Here is a 19,885-nt window from a genome sequence, read left to right on the forward strand (position 1 = left end):
ATGAGAGCCATTGCAATCGCGCTCGCTTTCGTCGTGAGCTTGACATCTACATCACTGGCGCAGACTTGGCCTGCCCATACCATTCGACTGGTCGTCAACTTTCCTCCAGGAGGGGCAGCCGACCTACTTGCACGGCTCATAGGTCAGTCCCTCAGTGAAACCTTCGGGCAGCCGGTGGTCGTCGAAAACAAGGCCGGTGCCAACGGAAATCTCGGCGGAGAAGCAGTGGCCCGATCCGCGCCCGATGGCTACACGTTGCTCATGTCGTCAGGCAGCATGGTCGCGATCAATCCTTATCTGTATGCCAAGATGCCCTTCGATCCCGCGAAGGATCTGGTTCCCGTCGCTTCCGTCGCGCGGGTCCCCTTTTATCTCGTCGTTCGGACGGAGAACCCCGCGCTGGATTTCAAGGCGTTTGTCGCCGATCTCAAGGCCAACCCTGGAAAACGCAATTTTGGATCGCCCGGGATCGGAAGCTCCCCGCATCTTGCGGCGGAAATGCTCAAGAAGATGACCGGTACGGAGGCCGTACATGTGCCTTACCGTGGCGCAGCACCAGCGCTCAACGATCTGCTTGCAGGGCAGATCGACTTCCTGTTCGACCCCGGTATCGCCATCGAGCACGTGAAAGCCGGCAAGCTGCGGGCCCTTGCAATTGGAAGCCTGCAGCGCTCACCGCAACTTCCCGAGGTGCCGACGTTGGAGGAGCTCGGTCTCACCGGCTTTGACGCGGACGCTGTTTTCGGCGTCTATGCGCCTGCCGGAACCTCAGCCGACATTATTGCACGCCTGAATTCCGAGATTAACCGGGCGCTCGCGACGGCCGCACTCACCGAGCGCATAATGGCGGTCGGCAACATCCCTGCGACAATGTCGCCCGATCAGTTTCGAGAAAAGTCTCGTGAAGATTCCAAACGGTTCGGCGCAATCATCCGGGAAAAGGGAATCACGGCCGGCAATTAGCGCCGGAAGCTCAAGCCCGCGACCCAAGAAAGCGGCGCTGCTCTGCAGATTCCGCCGCCCAGCGAGAACGGTAAATGACGACACCTCCAAGCGACTGTTCCGTGCTCATCGTCGGGGGTGGCCCGTGTGGCCTCATGCTCGCCAACGAGCTGGGGCGGCGCGGCGTGACCGCCGTTCTCGTAGATCAGAAGCCGACCACCGCTTTCAATCCACAAGCCAACGCAACGCAAGCCCGTACCATGGAGCATTTCCGGCGATTGGGGTTCGCCGGTGAAATCCGTGCCCTGGGCCTGCCGCCCGACTTTCCGACCGACATTGCTTATTTCACCCGTTACGCAAAGCACGAACTCGCGCGCTTCAAGCTGCCTTCGGCGCGCGAAGCGGTCGAGCGTGTGAAGCAGCTCTCGGGATCGTGGAGCGCCGCGGAGCTGCCCCATCGCGTGTCCCAGAAATTCGTTGAACAGGTGCTGAGGCGGCATGCCGATGCTCTGCCTGGAATCTCGGTTCACTATGGCTGGCGGCTCACCGGCTTCAGCGAGACAACTGATGGCATCGAGGCGGATATCGAACGGGTGAACGACGGCAAGGCGCATCGGATACGTTCTGCATTTCTTGTCGGCGCTGATGGTCCGCGCAGCACGGTGCGACAGGCGCTCGGTTTCCAGTACACCGGTGAGGAAGGCGCCGTGCGCGACTTCTTCGGTGGGCGTATGTTTGCGATCTACCTCCGTGCGCCGGAATTCTATCAGGCTGTACCGCATCCGCCCGCCTGGATGAACGTCACCTTCAATCATGAACGTCGGGCCTTCATGGCGGCGGTCGATGGCAAGGGCGAGTTTGCCTTCCATACCCAATTGCGTCCCCACGAAGTCGAAGGCGAGATCACACGGGAACGCGCGCTCGCGATGTTCCAGGAAGCCGTTGGCGCGCCGATCCAGGCCGAAATCCTGTCCCACGGCACCTGGATAGCTGGCTATGCGCTGGTGGCCGACCAATTCCGGCGCGGCCGCGCCTTCATAGCCGGCGATGCCGCCCATCTGTTCACCCCTGCCGGCGGACTTGGCTACAACACCGCCATCGAGGACGCGGTGAATCTTGGCTGGAAACTCGCAGCCACAATCCGCGGGAGCGGCGGTCCTGATCTGCTCTCCAGCTACGAGGCCGAGCGGCAACCGAACGCCAGACGCAACACGGCTTACGCGCGGCAGTTTGCCGACTCGCTGGGAATGTTCGTGCCAGTCCCGGAGATCGAGAACCAGACATCTGACGGTGCGGAAGCACGCCGCCTGGCCGGCAGCTATCTCGAGGCGCACGGCAAGGCCGAATTCAACATCCCCGGAATCACTTTCGGCGCGCGATACTACACCTCGCCCATCACGGTTTCGGACGGAACGGAACCGCCGCCGGATGCGGCCAACCTGTATGTTCCTTCGGCCTGTCCCGGCGGACGCGCACCTCATTTGTGGCTGTCGCCAGAGCAATCCCTCTACGACCGCTTCGGCTTTGAATGGACCCTGCTGCGGCTTTCTAACCGCGCCGACGGGCGACAGATTGCAGCGGCGGCTAGTGCGTTAGGGCTCGACATGCAAGTCGTCGATCTCCGATCGGATGAGGCGCGAGATCTCTACCTGGCCGATCTCGTCTTGATCAGGCCGGACCAGATTGTCGCATGGCGCGGCAGTAGCGATGAATCTGCAACGGACATCCTCCGGCGCGTTCTTGGCCGGGAATGATTGACACTTGAATTGCCAACAGCCGTCGTGAAACGAGCGGCGCACAGCGAAAAGGCGTGAGGAACCAATGAGGAATTTCAACGAATCTACCATCACTGACGCCGTTATCGAGCGTATCAAGGACGCCCCCGATGCGCGGGTCAAAGCGATCAGCGCTTCGCTGATCCGCCATCTCCATGATTTCGTGCGCGATGTGCGCCTGACCGAAGCGGAATGGTCTTATGCGATTGATTTCCTGACACGCACCGGCAAGACCTGTGACGGCAATCGTCAGGAATTCATCCTGCTCTCCGACACGCTCGGCGTGTCGATGCTGGTCGACGCGATCAATCACGCCTCTCCCGGCGCCACGGAAACCACCGTGCTCGGCCCATTCTATGTCGAGAATCCGCCGGAATACCCGTCAGGCGCCGATATCAGGGGGACGCTGGAAGGTGATCCTCTCTATGTTCACGGCCGGGTGACGTCTACCGGAGGTGCTCCACTCGCCAATGCCGTCGTCGACGTGTGGCACTCCGACAAGGAGGGCTATTATGATGTACAGCACCTCGAGCAGACCGAAGGTCTTGCCGGCCGAGCGCGCCTGCACACCGACGCCGACGGCGTTTACCACTTTTGGTCGATCAAGCCGGCAGCCTATCCGATCCCCTACGATGGCCCGGTCGGCGACATGCTTACGGCTCAAGCGCGCCACCCCTGGCGACCGGCGCATGTGCACTTCATGATCGACGCTCCCGATCATGAGAAGCTCACAACTCACGTCTTCGTCAATGGCGACCAGTATCTGGATTCAGATGCTGTCTTCGGGGTCAAGGACTCTTTGATCGGAGATTTCGTCCGCCATGAAGCAGGCAAAGCGCCGGATGGACGCATACTGGATGTCCCCTTCTTCACATTGGGGTATGATTTCGTGCTGCGGAAAAGAGCATGATTGCCGGATTCGACGATATGAACGCACCCTGAGACGGAGACCAGTTCGTCATGCAGTCATTTGTCTATAATGCTCTGCCGGGCCGGGTCATCTTCGGTTCCGGCACGGTCTCGTCTCTGGAATCGGAGATGCAGCGCGCCGGCTGCACGCGTGCGCTGCTGTTGAGCACACCGGAACAGGCTGCGGCGCTGAAAGACATCGCCGCTTCCATCGGAGTGCTGGCGGCAGGCACCTTCACTGATGCCACCATGCACACGCCTACCGAGGTCACCGAACGGGCACTACGAGCGGCAAGGGATTGCGATGCGGACTGCACCATCGCCTTTGGAGGAGGTTCCTCGACCGGACTCGGAAAAGCCATCGCGCTCCGCACGGATCTAACCCAGATCGTCATTCCAACCACCTATGCAGGTTCGGAAATGACTCCGATCATCGGCGAGACCGAAGGCGGCCAAAAGATCACTCAACGCACGCTGAAGGTGCTTCCGGAGATCGTCATTTATGACGTCGATTTCAGTCTCACCTTGCCGCCGCGATTGACCGTCACATCGGGCACCAACGCCATCGCGCACGCGGTTGAAGCTCTGTACGCGCAGGACCGCAATCCGGTCATCTCGATGATGGCCGAGCAAGCGATCGCCGCAATGGGGCGCGCGCTCCCTGCAATCGTCGCCAATCCCCAGGACCGGAAAGCGCGTGCGGAGGCGCTCTACGGCGCATGGCTGTGCGGAATCTGCCTTGGATCAGTCGGTATGGCGTTGCACCACAAGCTTTGTCATGTGGTGGGCGGGTCCTTCAACCTGCCGCACGCGGACACGCACACGGTCATTCTGCCTTACGCCATGGCCTACAACGCAAAGGCAGCGCCGGAGGCTGACCAGGCGGTTGCTCGTGCCCTCGGCGGCCATAGCGGGACACAGGCCCTGGTCGATCTGGCAAAGAAACTCGACAGTCCGAACAGCCTGAAATCGATTGGAATGGAGGAGCGCGATATCGAGCGGGCGGCCGATCTCGCCGTGCAGAGCCCATACTGGAATCCGCGCCCTATCGATCGGAGCGCGATTCGCGATCTCATCGGCGATGCCTGGGCAGGCGATATTGAACGCTATACGTCAGACACATGAACCGGTGGATGGCATCGGTTTTGGCGGCAAGCAGAAGCTCACTCCGTCGCGGCAAGATCGCTTGACATCGGCGCTTCGCGGAATCCCACCTCGGATGCTCAGCCCCAGGCTGAAGCAAACCTCTATTTCGACCCACTCCTGCTTCCAGCAGCAGCCGGGCGAGCGTTCCCAGCAAGACCGAGCACCATGTCGGAAAACCGCTCGCCCTGCACCATGACATGATCGCGAAGCCGAGTTGCCGCGAGTTGCTCGTCGCCGGCACGGATCGCCTCGAGAATACCGGCATGCTCCTGCAGAGATTGCAGCAGGCGGTTGCGCGCGCGAAGCTGGATGCGGCGATAGGCGCTTAACCGCTTGTGCAGCGCTAGCGCCTGATCAGCCAAAAACTCGTTGCGGCTGGCGCGGTAGATCGCCTCGTGAAACTGGCGATTCACAATATAGTACCGCTCGGTATCGCCCTCTCTCGCTGGGGTCTCGCAGCCGCGATGCGCGGCTTCAATGGCCGCCTCGTGATCGGAGGTGAGGCGGCGCGCGGCCAATCGTCCGCATGCGCTTTCGATTTCCGCCATTGTCTCGAACATTTCGAACAGGCGCGTCGGCGTGGGCACGCTCACAATCGCGCCGCGGCGCGGTCGGACGTCGATGAAGCCTTCGGCGCCAAGCTGAAGTAGCGCTTCCCGGATCGGCGTTCGCGACACTCCGAATCGATCTGCCAACGAAGCTTCGTCCAGCCGGTCGCCGGGGACAAATTCCCCTGCAATCACAGCATCTTCGATGGCCTGCTTGAGGCTAAAAGCTTGGCCCATTGCATACACTCGTTGTCGACCTTCCATACCATAAGCTTGACAAGACATACAGCATGCAGTTAGAAGCTAATTGTATACAATACGGCAGCTAAAAAATGCAATACGGCGTCTTCCTCCCGGTTTCTATCGTCCCCGATGGCTGCGCCGATCATCGTTCTGCCTTTGCGGGACGCCGACTTCGACCTGATCTGGTTTGCCGTGGTGATGACCGTCGCGATGGAGAATGGGCCTTATCCATCCCCCGGTGGGTCTCAACATCTTCGTGTTCGGAACATCGCGCCCGACATCCCCTTGCGGGTCGTGATCCGTGGGGCGCTGCCATTCGTCCTGCTGATGGCATTGGCTGTCGTGATGCTCTGTCTCGTTCCCTCAATTTCCACCTGGTTGCCCAATCTGGTGATGGGGCCGCCTGCCCATAATCAAAACGGTGATGACATGCTCAACGATATCAAGTCCGCACGCAGAGCGGCGCCCGAATTCCTGCAAGGGCTGATCGACACGCTGACGCAGCGTGGTCGGGCGGTCCTTGGCATGAAGCCGGATCGTGGTGCAGGTCAGGATCACGACCTCGAGGTTCTGGGCGAGGCGCTTCTCTCCCGACGCGGCGAAGCCTCGGGCGTAGCGATCGCGCAATCGCTGCTTGCGGCTTTCGAGCGGGCTGACGAGCCTCAACGACTGAAGTTTCTCGTCTCGCTTGCCGACCGGTTCGGACCTGACCGTCGTTCCATCGAACTTGCGATTGCCGACTATCAGCGCGAGGAAGGGGGCGACTACACCAAGCTCGAAGCACTGCACGCGGCGGCAGAACCGCGCCGGCAGGAACTCATCCGGCGCTTAAATCTGTCGCCGGGAGGGACGGCTTCTCTGGTGCGCGTCCGGGAAGTCCTGCTCTCGCTCCTGCGTGAGCATCCCGAGCTCCAGCCGGTCAACGACGACTTCGTTCATCTGTTCTCGTCCTGGTTCAACCGGGGTTTTCTCGTGCTGCGCCCCATCGACTGGAACACATCCGCCAACATCCTCGAGAAGATCATCAAGCATGAAGCGGTCCACGCCATCCAGGACTGGGACGATCTGCGTAACCGGCTCGAGCCGGCGGATCGTCGCTGCTATGCCTTCTTTCACCCGCAGCTCATCGACGAGCCGCTGATCTTCGTCGAGGTAGCGCTCACGAAGGAGATCCCCGGCGCGATCGGTCCGCTCCTGGACAAATCGCGGCAGGCAATAGTCGCCCATGAAGCCACGACCGCCGTATTCTATTCGATCTCGAACACCCAAAAGGGCCTGGCAGGCGTCACGTTCGGCAATTTTTTGATCAAGCAGGTGGTGCAGGACCTCGCCCGCGAACTGCCCAACCTCAAGACCTTCGTCACGCTCTCGCCGGTCCCAGGCTTCGCCGGCTGGGTGAAGCGTGAACTGAAGGCTGAAGCCTCGGTCGCGATCGATGAGGAGACGCGACGCGTACTGTCAGCACTCGACGACGGCGGTGACATCGAACAGGCGCGAGAGGCCATCACGTCCCTTGGCGCTTACTACTTCCTCAAGGCGAAGCTTCCATCCGGCAAGCCGCTCGATCCGGTCGCGCGCTTCCATCTCGGCAACGGTGCTCGGCTGGAACGCCTGAATTTCCTGGGCGATGGCTCCGGCAAAGGCATGAAGCAATCCTACGGCTTGATGGTCAACTATCTCTACGCGCTGGATCATATCGAGGTGAACCATGAAGCGTTTGCGGAGCACGGAACCGTCGTCGCCTCGGACAAAGTGAAGAAAGCGCTGCGAGCCGGGCTGTCGTCCCGTGATCTCGTTCCAAGCCCCAAAGCAAACCCTCAACGGAACATCTCGTCATGACCTGGAATTTGTTCGACCGCCTGCTTCCTTCGGAAACTGATCAGACCATCTGCATCGAGAAGGAGAGTGGCGCAACGCTGACCTACGGCGAACTCGCCGCCCTCAGTGGCAGGTTCGCCGGCTTCCTGGCCAACAAGGGCATTGGCCCTAATCATCGCGTTGCCGCAAAGGTCGAGAAATCCGTCGAGGCGGTTGCACTATATCTTGCAACCCTTCGCGCCGGCGCGGTCTATCTGCCGCTCAACACCGCCTATACGCCGGCAGAGACCGAGTATTTCGTCCGCGACGCGCAGCCGACCTTGATCGTTTGCGATCCGAAGGAAGAGGCCGACCTGCGTGCCATTGCAGCAAAGGCCGGCGGACACGTCGAGACGCTGGATCATCAGGGCAAGGGCTCGCTTGTCGATGCAGCGGCGGTCTATTCTGCGGATTTCAACACCGTGCCAAGAGCGAAGGATGATCTCGCAGCCATCCTCTACACGTCAGGTACCACGGGACGTTCCAAGGGAGCGATGCTGACGCACGGAAATCTGGTTTCGAACGCCCTGACGCTGGTCGCGCAGTGGCGCTACTCTCACAGGGACATCCTGATCCACGCCCTCCCGATCTATCACATCCACGGGCTCTTCGTAGCCTGCAATGTGACGTTCGCTGCGCGCGCGCGCATCCTGTTCATGCAGAAATTCGACGCGGACCGCATTCTGCCTGCAATGGCACGATCGACCGTATTGATGGGCGTGCCGACTTTCTATGTCCGGCTGCTTCAGAGCGAAAATTTGAACGACCAAACGACCGGCAATATGAGGCTGTTCGTCGCAGGATCCGCGCCGCTCTTGGCGGAGACCCACCTTGCCTGGAAACAGAGGACTGGTCACGAGATCCTCGAACGGTACGGCATGACCGAGACCGGCATGATCGCCTCCAATCCGTACGAAGGTCCGCGAATCCCCGGCTCCGTGGGCCGCGCCCTGCCCGCCGTTGAAGTTCGCATCACGGATCTCGAGACTGGCGTTGAGCTGCCCAGCGATGAAGTTGGCATGATCGAGGTAAAGGGGCCGAACGTCTTCGCGGGCTACTGGAAAATGCCCGACAAAACCGCGGCAGAATTCCGTACCGACGGTTTCTTCATCACCGGCGACCTCGGCAAGCTCGACACGCGCGGCTATCTGCACATCGTTGGCCGCGGCAAGGATCTTATCATCACAGGCGGCTTCAACGTATACCCAAAGGAAATCGAGACGGAAATCGACGCGATCCCGGGCGTGTCTGAAAGCGCAGTCGTTGGCGTTCCGCACGCAGACTTTGGCGAGGGCGTCACGGCCGCCGTTGTCCGAGCGTCCGGTTCCTCGGTGGATGAACGTGCCATTCTCGATGCACTGTCGGTAAGATTGGCAAAGTTCAAGCAGCCAAAGCGCATCATCTTCGTGGACGCATTGCCACGCAACGCCATGGGCAAGGTCCAAAAGGCGCTGCTGCGGGAGCGCTTCGGCGATCTCTATTCAGCCAAGGTTGACTAGATTAAAGGGCCATTCACTTGAACTGCCCCCGCCTCCGGCGTGATCAACAGACGCATGGTTGCCACTTCGAGCGGGCGACGAAGTCGAGGAAGCTTCGCACTTCGCGTGATATAGCCCATGTTCGACACGCTGGGCTCGACGATCGCAGGGCCGATGCCGTACACGCGCCCCTGCGCGCTCCTCGTCGCGCCGCGCCATGAGTTCGCGAGCTTGCCCTGTTCGATCACTCGCGCGATCGCGTCCTGCCAATTGACCGTATCCAGCAGCGCGCCGGTCGCGGTGAAAAAAGGGATAAGGAATTCGCATCGATCAGGGGTACGCCTGATGATGTCGAGCGACCCGAGACCGATAGCGATGCGCTAGCCGCTCCGAGGTGAAACGTTCCGCCGAAGCCGCGATTGAGACCGGTTATACCGCCAGTTCGATCAGAATTTTCGCGAGTTCGGCTGGCCTCGAGAGGAATGGGGAGTGGCTAGTGTTGATGGGCCGCACGTCGGTCTTGCTCGCTGGCAGGGCCTCATCCACCTCCCGAATGAAACGGCGTTGCAGCGCCGGAAGTACACCTTTGTCCTGCTCTGTCAGGATATAGCTTCTTGGAATACTCCCCCAACGCTGGGCGGTCGTCATGATGGGACCGTTCACGACCGGATAATCCGGCTGCAACAGGTTTATGGCGGCATCCGCTTGCTCGCCGCTGACGTCGCCAAAGAACGCTTCCTTCATCGTTACTCTATATTCAGGGTCTGTTGATCTGGGGTCGATGCGTCCTGCACGCGCCGTTTCTGAAACACCCATCACAAGGTTTCCGATCAAGCTGTCTTTCGACTCGGGACCCGTGAGATACGGCAGCAATGTTTTTCCTGGGGGCAACATCATCGCCGCCAAATATACAAGCTTACGTATTTTTTGCGGCATCGCCTCTCCAACAGCAGTGATTGGCATCCCTCCCATACTATGGCCAACCAGAACGACTGGCGGGCTGCCGCCGCTCATTAGCGAATCTAGGGCGGTTGAAACGGCCGCAACTTGATGGTCGATTGTTACGTTCGAGATAGGCGATAGTTCGTTGGCAAACGCTTCACGATCAAGCGGTCGCTTGAAATAGGATTTGGGAAACCGGGTGTTCAAACCGTAGCCGGGCAAATCGATTGCGATTGCCGTGTGACCAGCGGCGGCCAGGTAAGGGAGGACGGACGTCCAGCACCAAGCACCGTGCCACGCTCCATGGATGAACAAGAAGGCCGGTTTGTTTGTCGCCATTTGTGCGGCGGCTTTGGAAACGCCAAGACCTGCGCCTATCGTGACACCGCCGCATATTACACTCCGACGATCCATAATCCCTCCTTGGTTGGTGGCCCGATGATTGGGCGGTTCATGACGTTCCCGACCTAAGGGTCAGCGCGCTTGCAAAGGCTATTGCTTTCCAGACTCCTGCCCGGGCAGTGAAACGTGCGAGGTAAGAAAAGGCGTCGAAATCCCAAAGCAGTCCACAAGTTCGGCGCCCGGGACGCCCCCGCACCTCCAACGCGGCGCTGCCGATACGCGGCGATGACCGCCTTCCAAACACGGGGATTGGGCAAGTAGGAACGATCCGCACCTCCGCCATAGTGCTATCTCCCTGGTGCGCCGCTAAGCCGTTAGCGCAGATATTCGTGCAATGGGCTGTGGAGCCGGACATGCTTGAGCCCCTCCTCGTCATGTTGAAGGTACCAGCATGTGCGGAACTCTGTTTGACGAGGAGGGCCGAAGTGGCCAAGTGGGAGGCCAGAACGGCCACGGGTACTCCGGCCATCAAAGAACGTCGTCCGGAAAACGGAAGTTGTGGTGACTGACTAACCCAATTTATGCCTTCGGCCGAGACAGGCCTCGGAATCGGGCTCCATCGACGGCCGGACGGTCTGGGAACCCTACGTGATCGTGCGCAAACAGCCGGCTTGGGTGTGCTTGTAACTGTTAACACGACTGCTTTCGGACGCGCCTTGCGCTTTACAATACGCCAATGGCTGCGCAGACGCACACAACGTTTTACCCACGCAAATGATGGCTGACCCGGACCAATCGAGCGTCTCCACAGCAAAAAGCCCCCGCTGCGGAGGCAGCGGGGGCCACGTCGCAGGTGGTCTCGCGACAAGTCTTGGGAGAAACCATCGAAGTTGCGATAGGCCAGCGGCCAATCAGGACTTCGACGCAAGGTGCGGTACCACATCACGAGAAAAATCGCGCGGCGGTTTTGTGCAAATGGTATTGCACGAACCCTTCAGTAGCGGTCGCGCCTCCCTTTTGCTGCTGATCTCATGCAATTTGTCGACCCTCGGCGAGGGTGGCTTTACTGCTTGCGGCGATCCTATACATTCCGATTCTACACGGGAGCACGGCGGCACTCGCCCGTCAGCGACACAAGTCACATCTACTCTGGTTTGAGGTACCCGGTCGCGATTGCATTGCTGACGGCGACCGCCACCGTCGTGCGGCGACCCGGTCTGTCGCAGTCGACTCTTCAGGCGAATTTCCAAGATCTGGGAGAAAGCACTTCATCTGCAGGCCCCCTGCTGGATCAGTCAGTTCGCGACAAGACGCTCAAGCTCGAAGGCGGTTGGTTTCAGCGTCTCGCGATGCGAGGCTTGCGACGACTTGTCGGCCACTTCTTCCGCGTCCACGAAGACCGCCGGATCGCGCTGCGACCTGTCGATGGTCAGTGAGAACACGTCGAACCGGTTGTAGTAGCCCACCACGTCGTGGAATTGCTTCGGTTCGACGCAATGAGCGACATCAATGTCCGCGTAGGCGATGCCTTCGCTCTCCGAAAGGACGTCGCTGATAATCTGGCCGGTCGGATCGAGAATCATGGACACGGCGTGAGGCGTGCCTTCCATCATATCCAGCATCGCGGGATTTGCCTGGCCAAGTGCATCCCTCATCCCGACGTCGACGCAGGCCGAAGAAACAATATTGAAGCACTTGGCTTCGAACGAATGAGCGCCGGCACGGATTTCGATGGCTTTGCGAAGGTCGTACCCACCCTTTTCCTTGGATGGGCGAGTCGGCCAGATCGGCGGATAGGTTGAAATGTGCACTTGTTCGCCTTGCGCCATCAAAGAATATCGGGCGAGCGGGTTTGTGTTCTCCCCGCAAATCAGCATGCCAACGCGACCGACCGGTGTCTCGACCACCCGTAATCCTCGCGCGTCTCCGGGCGCCCAAACCAGCTTCTCATAGAAAGTCGGAACGAGCTTGCGGTGATGGTTCAAGATCGACCCATCCTCGCCGATCAATAAATTGGAATTCCAGATGCAGCCCAGACTGGCGATCGTGCCTTCCGTGAAGCCCACGGAAACCACGACGCCATGACGTTTGGCCGCCATTCTGATCTTGGTCAATTCCGGACTGTCGAGAAGCAGCGCCTGTGCGGACAACGCCCTGAAGAAATCGTGCGACATGATCGGCGCCTGCAGCGCCGTCCATACCGGAAATCCAGGGATGAATGACTCAGGAAAAGCTATCAGAGAGGCCCCGTTGCGCGCCGCCTCAGCGATTAGTTCGCAAGCCTTTTCGGCGCTCTTCGCCGCATCCAGAAAGACCGAAGACGTATGGCATGCGGCGGCTTTGAAACGCGGCAAATTGGACGGCATTTGAGATGATCCTCTTGTTTCTACCACCGTAGGCTAATCCCTGGCCGTACATCGGCGAATGTGGAAAATGTGCACGGCCGGTTGCGCGTCTTCAGAGGACAGAGATAGGCAAACGATAAAAGGCGTTGCGTCGTCCAAAGGGAGGCTGGCTGTCGCCCGATTGGGATGCCGCCCGCGAAAGAAGCCCGGTGCACCCCTCCTGCACGACCCAATCGCAGATGAATTTCTTCCAAGTTCTTCCCGATACATGCTCCAAGCGGCACTTTTGCCAGGTCTGCCCCTCATCAGCGCTTAGTTCGACGGCAGCAATTCCGCCATCACCCCAAGCCCACCCCCACACCTGCATCCGATCGCCCACTTTCAATTGGCTACTCGGTTTGGGCCAGACGATGATCGACTGGGGTGCGATTTCCCAGACCGGCCGGGTAGATCCGTCTGGTGCTGAATCGTTGTACCATTTCGTCGTGAACAACCCGGTTGCCCGCTCGGGACGAAGTTCGATCTTGCGCAGCCACTTGACGCTGTTCGTGCCGTAGAAGCCGGGGACGACAAGCCGCAGCGGATATCCGTGTTCCGGGAGAAGCGAGCAGCCATTCATCTCGTAGGCAAGCAAAACATCTTCTGCGGCCCGAGAGAGAGGCAGATCCTTGAGGTAGTGGCCACAATCGACGCCACCGAATTCCCCGGAATCCGCACCGTGCGACCAAAGGAAATTCGCTGTCCGCTTCACACCTACCAACTCAAGCAGATAGTCAACACGAACGCCCCCCCAGCGCACATTGCAAACCCGTTGCGTGGGCTGATCGGGTGCAAGCGGACTTCCTGCACATTGATGCACAGAAACGATTTCCGTCCTTGGAAAGCTCTTCAGTTGACCGACGGAGAACTCTGCAGGCCTTTCGACCAAACCGCCGATTTCCAGTTTCCAATCGTCCCCGGCCGCTACCTCCAGAACGCCTAGATGGCATAGTACGATGCAGCCTTCGGTCGGGGTAACCCGGTCCGTCAGGTGATGGGGTTCGGACGGCACCCTACCGAAGAAACCGCGAACCTTGTATGTGAAATCGTCCGGCATCGGAGTGCTCTCATGGGAGCTGGCATCCTAGTCGATCTCCGTCAAAAGCTGGGCGAAAAATCCCGCAGATAGGCTTGCGCGAATTCGATCAATCGAAGTCGTTCAAAAACGCCTGGTCCGCCCTGAATGTTTCGTGAAGGAAGCGCAGCAACGCGCGCACTCTTCCCATGTATTCGATATCGGCATGGACGGAGATGAACAACGATCGAGTGACGACGACGTCCTTCATGAGCCGCACCAGGCGGTGATCCTTTTTGGCCGAAAAGAACGGCAAAAGGCCGATCCCCCGCCCCGCGCCAATAGCGTTCTGCTGGGCGGCCATGCTTGTCGAACGGAACACCACGTTCTCCGGTACGAGCACGTCGTGCAACCATTGCACTGGCTGGATTGCCACCAGATCGTCGACATAGTCGATGAAGTCGTGAGACTTCAGCTCCTCCATCGAGGCGGGAGCGCCCCTGTCCACGATGTACTTTGGGGACGCGAAAAGTCCTAGCTTGAATTCACCTGCTTTCTTGACCGACAACTTGGGACCAGCCATCGGCACGAAACTGATGCAGACGTCCGCCTCGCGTTTTGTGAGATTGATCAGGTGCCTCTCGGTGACCAGCTCAACAACGACGCCAGGATGCTTCTCGTTAAATTGGACCAGCTTCTCAGCGAGATAGAAGGCAGCGATACCTTCCATGGTTGTGAGCCGGACCCGGCCGGTGGGTTCGGTCGGCGCAGCACTGAAATCCTCCGTAACGATCAGTGCCGCGCCTTCGATCTTCTCGGCGGTCTGATAGAGCTTGTGGCCGTCCTCGGTCAAAACGAAGCCGTCCGGCTTTCGGTCGAATATCTTAATACCGAGATCGCGTTCAAGCTCGGAGATACGGCGGCTGACTGTTGTGTGATCCACCTTCAGGCGACGAGCGGCCGGCATCAAGCGACCCTGCCTGGCAAGCTCAAGAAAAAATTTTAGGTCATTCCAATCGAACATTCGCTCCCGCGCGTCCTTTGCTGAACACTCCGAAGTTCGCATCTGTAGCGAGGAATTGCCAGTGTCGTCTCGACGTATACAAGGCCCAGACTGGCGTCTGCGGGGACAATAAAGAGCACTCAGACCGCCAGGCCCGCCGTCCTAACCATTGCAGAGCGCCCGGCCAGCAGCCAACCGCCATTCAGGCCGCGATATCAATTATTTTGGGGCTCGGGAAATGGCTGTTTTTTGTACAGAAATTCGAGGACCTCCTTTCGGTACTGGATGCTATCGAAATCTGTCGTCAACTGAAGCCGATCGCGCGGGCGGTCTGTTTCGATTTTCCAAGTTCGACCGATCCGCGCAGCCGGTCCGTTGGACAGAGCCACTATCCTGTCGCTAAGAAAAATGGCTTCGTCGATATCGTGGGTAACCATGACGACGGTGGTTCTCGTCTTTTCGACGATCCGCACCAGTTCGTCCTGGAGGCTCGACTTTGTCAGCGCGTCGAGCGCGCCGAAGGGCTCGTCCAGCAACAGCACCTTGGGTTGAACGGCGAATGCACGAGCAATGCCCACGCGTTGTTTCATCCCACCGGAAAGTTCAAAGGGATACTTGTTAATCGCGTGATCCAAGTGAACGAGCTTTAGCGCCTGCGCCGCCCGATCCATCAGCTCAGACTTGGGCGCACCTCGAAACGCTTGCTTGACGGCGAGATAAACGTTCTCGACACATGTCATCCATGGCAGCAAAGCGTGACTTTGGAAGACCATGGCTCGATCTGGTCCAGGTCCGGTAATAGTCGAACCTGCGCAGCGAATGGCGCCTTCTGTCGGCGTGAGGAGACCGGCCACGATGTTCAACAACGTGCTCTTCCCACAACCGGAATGACCGATCAAGCATACGAACTCGCTGTGTTCGATCGCGAGCGATATCCGATCTAGCGCCAAGTGCTCCTTGCCCGACCGGTCCACGAATGACATCGACACATCATTGATATCTAGATCGGCCATCGTCCTATTCCCGGAAGCTGAGGCGTTCGCCAATTTGCTTTAGAATGACGTCGAGCGCCAAGCCAATGCCGCCGATCAGGACAATAGCTACGATCATGCTGGCAATCTGAAGGTTATTCCATTCGTTCCAGATGAAATAGCCGATGCCGCTTTGCGCCCCGACCATTTCGGCTGCTACTATGACGAACCACGCAATGCCGATTGAGATGCGCATTCCCGATAGGATCATGGGCACGCTGGCGGGAAAGACGACTCGAGTGATGTGCTCAAGCCGCGGAAGTCCGAATACGCGGGATACGTTCAGCCACTCAGCGCGCACGGACGCTGTTCCAGTCGCCGTGCTGATCAACATCGGCCAAACCGCACAAATGAAAATTATGAAGATCGTCGATATCGTACTGTCTCGGAACGTGTAGAGAGCAAGGGGCATCCAGGCGAGAGGTGATACCGGCCGGAGAACTTGGATAAAGGGATCCAAGGCGCGATAGCATGCCGGCCATAATCCCAGCATGAACCCCAACGGAACTGCGACGATCAAAGCTAGTGTGAAGCCTAGAGCCACCCTGCCCATTGAATAGGTTAGGTGCCATGCAATACCTAAATTATTGGGGTTGTCACGATCCAACGCATGCGTGATCAGCTCCCAACCTCGGAGCGCGACCGCCCAGGGCGAAGGAATAGCGCTGGCCTGTTGTCCTGGCGCGCTTTGACCTGCGAGCCGAGCATATTCTGCGTCACCGCCACTCATAGACGCTGAGGGCATGGCCGTAAACCACGCCCAGACACAAACGAACGCGACGAAGATCGCTACCGACCCCACCCAAGGCTGCTGCAGTTGGCGCAACATCGGCGTCAGCCAGATTTCTTGATCGACGCTAAATACTCCTCCGGCTTGCTGGAATCAAAGTCCTTGCCGAGGATTGTTTCAGTTCCGAATTCGACCGTGGGCGGCGTCGCGCCTTGCTCGCGCATGATGCGTCCTGCGTCGGTCGCGAGCATGACCTTCTTGGCCAGCACCTTATAGTCGACGTCTTCCTTCAGCATGTTCCAGCGCCTGAGCTGGGTCATTAGCCAAACCGCTGCCGAATATTGCGGAAATGGCTGAAAGTCGATCCGGCGCGCATCCTTTTTTATCGCGCCCAGGCCATCTGCGTAGGTGCCGCTCAGAACTTGCTCCAGCACGATTTCAGGAGCGTTGAGGTACTGCGGCCCGGACAGCACCTTCGCCATACCGGCTCGGTTTTCCGGCTTCGAGACATGCAGACTAGCCGCGATAATGGCGCGGTAGAACGCCATGAAAGTGTTCGGATTCTGCTGGATCCAACTTTCAGGGGCCGTCACCGAGCAGCACGGATGGCCGTCCCATATCTCCTTCGAGATTAGATGGATAAATCCCGCCCCCTCGTAAACAGCCCGCTGACCGCCGGGCTCGCCACCGAAGAACCCGTCGATGCTCCCGACGCGGAGGCTCGCCACGTACTCGGTGGGGGGAACGATACGGTACTGGACGTCCTGGTCCGGATCGAGACCGGCAGTAGCCAAATAGTTGCGAAGCTGCAGGGTCTGGTGGCTTTGCTCGAATGGGACGGCGAAAACAAATCCCTTCCAGTTCTTGGGATTTCGGTTGTCCTTGTGCTTGTTGGCGAGAACGAGAGAGTTGCCATTCTGATTGAGGATAGTGAGAACCTTGATCGATTGCACGTTACCGCCAAGGCCCGCGCTCATTGTCAGCGCCACCGGCATGACCTGTTGCGATACGTCCAACTCCCCGTTCAACATCTTGTCGCGGATCAAAGCGATGCCGGCAATTTTCTGAAGGCTGACCTCCAGACCTTCTTTGCTATAGCTGCCAAGCTTCTCGCCATAGATCAGCGGAACGGCGCAAGTGATCGGTAAGAATCCGACAGCGAGCTTGGTCTTCTCGAGCGGCTTGCGCTCCTGGGCAATCGCTTTGAGGGCATCAAGCGGGAGAATACTAGAAAGCGCGCCAATGATCGCGCTCGCCCCAACCGCCCGAAGCAGCTCCCGCCGCAGCATGGGCTCAGGAAAAAGGCCGTGCAACAAGCCTTGCTCCACACCGTCCGCTACCGCGGCTTCAATGCTGACATTCGTCGGCCGAGGCTGACCGCAGCTACAATGGTTGCCTGTGAAACGATGATGATGGTCTGCATCATGCATCTGCTTTCCCTCCCTCAGATGTTCGGCACAAATCGTAACATCGGTTCGCAACTCGCCTACGGCAAAATTCTGCACCAATGCCTGCAATATTCCGCAGCCAGTCCCTCGCAGAGCATATTATATGCAATCAGAGATTGGTTTTGTGCTAGGCGCACATCTTCGATAGATCAAAACCCGGTGGTGTGGGCGCCACCAATTCAACTGCCAGAATATCTTCGATGCCGACGTGAACGCCGTTCGGTCCTCGCGGCGCGGTGGATCGGCTCGAAGGCTGGCTTTGTGCGCGCAAGATGAGCGCGAAAGAGAAACCTGTCATCCAGATCCAAGTTCCGAGGGCGTTCGTACATGATCTTTCACTTCAAGCGCGCGACCCGATTGTGGATGAGGAGCATACTGAACGCAGCAACGACCTTTCCGGCATCCGGCTATTACGACCTGCTCGACCAACCGCCTGCGCTGTGGCTGAAATGACAAGGAATTGGCCGTGGCGTCGCTAATGATGGCTCGCATATGGAGCTGCGGCCTTTCGCATATCTAACTCGTGCCTTCTGCGTTCGGGGCGGATAGTTGCACATTCTCCTGGTCGAAGGCCCTGTGACTACCTTGTGCTCACCAGTCAACGTCCCGACAGATGGACCGCAATTCGTAGCCGTGCGTCGGTTCGACCGCCGTTTCGCCCGCGGGTAAAAAGTCGCGAGGCGCTGGCGGCAAGGTCTTCTTCTCGCCGAAGTCCCAATACAATCCAGCCATGATCCCTAAAGCTTCTCGCGCCAGTGCGATGGGCAAATGTTCGTCTGTCGCGTGTTGCCGGCATCCCGGGTGCGCGTGAGGCACCCAAAGCGTTCGTAATTTCAGAATGTTGGCGAAGATATCGTTGGGAAGCGATCCGCCGAGATTGGGCAGGATAGCTGGGATCTTTTGTGTTGTCCTAGCAATCGACGCTTCTGCCCATCGAACCCAGGGATCGTCAGGATCAAGCCGGGTAGCAAGAAACAGGCCGTCGTCGGGGCTCGGCGTCACGGTAACCATATCGAAGCCATGCCGGGACAGATGGTGCCGAAGCGCCGGAAGAATATCGTCAGGATCAACGCCAACAACGAAGCGAAGCTGGCAGCGCGCCCATGCGCTCGGCGGAATAGCATTAACCGGAGCCTCGGGGTTTCCGCATTTCATTGCGAGAACATCAAACGAGCTCCAGCCGTAGACCTGCTCCGCAGGACTCAGCTGTGGCTCGCCCCACTCCGGATCGATCGTGGGTCCATCGGGCCCGCCGTCGACATCACAATCCGAAAGCACACGCCGCACGGACTCCGGTAACTCGGTTGGCACCCATGCTGGAATCAGAATGCGGCCGGTCGACGAGACGATCGTCGCCAATACATGTGCGAGCTGCACCGCAGGATCGGAAAGAAGACCGCCCCAATTGCCTGAATGGTGGGCCCCTTCGCGCGCGGTGATTGAAATGTCAAACGTGATGCATCCGCGAGAACCCAAAAATATAGTAGGCCGATGTTCAGATAGCCGCGGTCCGTCGGATGCGACGAAAAGGTCGGCACGGAAGAGGTCTCCGTGCATAGTACATAATTCCCGCAGTCCCGGAGAGTCGATTTCCTCGCCCATTTCGATAAGAAATTTCGCATTAAATCCGAGTCGCCCCCTTGTCTCGAGAACGGCGCGCAGGCTCGTGATATTGATGGCATGCTGTCCCTTATTGTCCGCCGTACCACGCCCGTACCAACGGCCATCAGCCTCGGCGAGAATCCAAGGCGACATTCCCCCGGTCCAGCAACCGTCCAGTCCCCGAACCACGTCGCCGTGGCCATATCCAAGCACCGTCAATAATTCCCGACTTTCTATGCGCTCGGCGTAGAGGAAGCGAGCATCTGCAGCGGTCAATAGCCGGCACTCGAAGCCGAGTTCTTCAAGCATGCGCTGAAGACAGTCGAGATAGTCAGCGTTTTGCTCCTTGCATTCGGCATTCTGACTCTCAGATTGGATCGCCACCAGCCGCGAGAGCAAGGCCCGAAATACTCCAGAATCCAGGTAGTTTGTCGCACGATCTATCGCGGCCCGTCGGCTCATTTTCAGATTATTCCGTTGGACGACAAAT

16 protein-coding genes and 1 pseudogene are annotated in these 19,885 nt (G+C 58.8%); 8 read left to right on the forward strand and 9 right to left on the reverse strand.

Going from position 1 to position 19,885, the window contains the following annotated elements; all coding sequences use genetic code 11:
- The 4 genes from JQ611_RS28205 (at position 1) to JQ611_RS28220 (ending at position 4,751) form a co-directional block, all read left to right on the forward strand.
- Positions 1-963: a tripartite tricarboxylate transporter substrate binding protein gene (locus JQ611_RS28205; protein ID WP_212467256.1), complete on the forward strand. Its 963-nt coding sequence runs from the start codon at positions 1-3 to the stop codon at positions 961-963.
- A gap of 74 nt (positions 964-1,037) precedes the next feature.
- Positions 1,038-2,696, forward strand: a complete 1,659-nt coding sequence (locus JQ611_RS28210) for an FAD-dependent oxidoreductase (protein WP_212467257.1) — start codon at positions 1,038-1,040, stop codon at positions 2,694-2,696.
- A 67-nt stretch (positions 2,697-2,763) separates the two neighbouring features.
- Positions 2,764-3,627, forward strand: coding sequence for an intradiol ring-cleavage dioxygenase (locus JQ611_RS28215; protein ID WP_212467258.1), 864 nt, complete (start codon positions 2,764-2,766; stop codon positions 3,625-3,627).
- 50 nt (positions 3,628-3,677) lie between these two features.
- Positions 3,678-4,751, forward strand: a complete 1,074-nt coding sequence (locus JQ611_RS28220; protein ID WP_212467259.1) for a maleylacetate reductase — start codon at positions 3,678-3,680, stop codon at positions 4,749-4,751.
- A 122-nt stretch (positions 4,752-4,873) separates the two neighbouring features.
- Here JQ611_RS28220 and JQ611_RS28225 read toward each other — a convergent pair whose 3' ends face one another.
- Positions 4,874-5,557 carry a GntR family transcriptional regulator gene (locus JQ611_RS28225; RefSeq protein WP_212467286.1) on the reverse strand — a complete coding sequence of 228 codons (684 nt, stop codon included), beginning with the start codon at positions 5,555-5,557 and terminating at the stop codon, positions 4,874-4,876.
- Between the two features lie 135 nt (positions 5,558-5,692).
- Here JQ611_RS28225 and JQ611_RS28230 point away from each other — a divergent pair.
- From JQ611_RS28230 to JQ611_RS28245, 4 genes and pseudogenes are all read left to right on the forward strand, one after another.
- Positions 5,693-5,965 (forward strand): annotated as a pseudogene (locus JQ611_RS28230) (TRAP transporter large permease subunit); the annotation flags it as partial.
- A 27-nt stretch (positions 5,966-5,992) separates the two neighbouring features.
- Positions 5,993-7,402: a malonyl-CoA decarboxylase gene (locus JQ611_RS28235; RefSeq protein WP_212467287.1), complete on the forward strand. Its 1,410-nt coding sequence runs from the start codon at positions 5,993-5,995 to the stop codon at positions 7,400-7,402.
- Positions 7,399-8,919: a malonyl-CoA synthase gene (locus tag JQ611_RS28240; protein ID WP_212467260.1), complete on the forward strand. Its 1,521-nt coding sequence runs from the start codon at positions 7,399-7,401 to the stop codon at positions 8,917-8,919. Before JQ611_RS28235 ends, JQ611_RS28240 begins: the two co-directional genes overlap by 4 nt.
- 117 nt (positions 8,920-9,036) lie before the next feature.
- Complete coding sequence (locus tag JQ611_RS28245) at positions 9,037-9,282, forward strand: hypothetical protein (RefSeq protein ID WP_212467261.1); 246 nt, start codon at positions 9,037-9,039, stop codon at positions 9,280-9,282.
- A gap of 45 nt (positions 9,283-9,327) precedes the next feature.
- On the opposite strand, the gene JQ611_RS28250 is transcribed toward JQ611_RS28245, so the two are convergent.
- From JQ611_RS28250 to JQ611_RS28285, 8 genes are all read right to left on the reverse strand, one after another.
- On the reverse strand, positions 9,328-10,254 hold the full coding sequence (locus JQ611_RS28250; RefSeq protein WP_212467262.1) for an alpha/beta fold hydrolase: 927 nt from the start codon (positions 10,252-10,254) through the stop codon (positions 9,328-9,330).
- A gap of 1,223 nt (positions 10,255-11,477) precedes the next feature.
- Entirely contained in the window at positions 11,478-12,548 is a 1,071-nt protein-coding gene (locus JQ611_RS28255; protein WP_212467263.1) for a carbon-nitrogen hydrolase family protein, read from the reverse strand.
- A gap of 91 nt (positions 12,549-12,639) precedes the next feature.
- Positions 12,640-13,623, reverse strand: coding sequence for a molybdopterin-dependent oxidoreductase (locus JQ611_RS28260; protein ID WP_212467264.1), 984 nt, complete (start codon positions 13,621-13,623; stop codon positions 12,640-12,642).
- Positions 13,624-13,711: 88 nt separating this feature from the next.
- A complete protein-coding gene (locus tag JQ611_RS28265) occupies positions 13,712-14,605 on the reverse strand; it encodes a LysR family transcriptional regulator (protein ID WP_212467265.1) in 894 nt (297 codons plus the stop codon).
- A gap of 194 nt (positions 14,606-14,799) precedes the next feature.
- Positions 14,800-15,597 carry an ABC transporter ATP-binding protein gene (locus JQ611_RS28270; RefSeq protein ID WP_212467266.1) on the reverse strand — a complete coding sequence of 266 codons (798 nt, stop codon included), beginning with the start codon at positions 15,595-15,597 and terminating at the stop codon, positions 14,800-14,802.
- Positions 15,598-15,601: 4 nt separating this feature from the next.
- Positions 15,602-16,444 carry an ABC transporter permease gene (locus JQ611_RS28275; RefSeq protein WP_212467267.1) on the reverse strand — a complete coding sequence of 281 codons (843 nt, stop codon included), beginning with the start codon at positions 16,442-16,444 and terminating at the stop codon, positions 15,602-15,604.
- A gap of 5 nt (positions 16,445-16,449) precedes the next feature.
- Positions 16,450-17,850, reverse strand: a complete 1,401-nt coding sequence (locus JQ611_RS28280; RefSeq protein ID WP_312012195.1) for a CmpA/NrtA family ABC transporter substrate-binding protein — start codon at positions 17,848-17,850, stop codon at positions 16,450-16,452.
- Between the two features lie 534 nt (positions 17,851-18,384).
- Positions 18,385-19,857, reverse strand: a complete 1,473-nt coding sequence (locus tag JQ611_RS28285) for a M20 family metallopeptidase (protein WP_212467289.1) — start codon at positions 19,855-19,857, stop codon at positions 18,385-18,387.
- Positions 19,858-19,885 lie beyond the last annotated feature (28 nt).

Origin of the sequence: Bradyrhizobium sp. AUGA SZCCT0182, from assembly GCF_018130185.1 — a bacterium.
Lineage (GTDB): Bacteria > Pseudomonadota > Alphaproteobacteria > Rhizobiales > Xanthobacteraceae > Bradyrhizobium.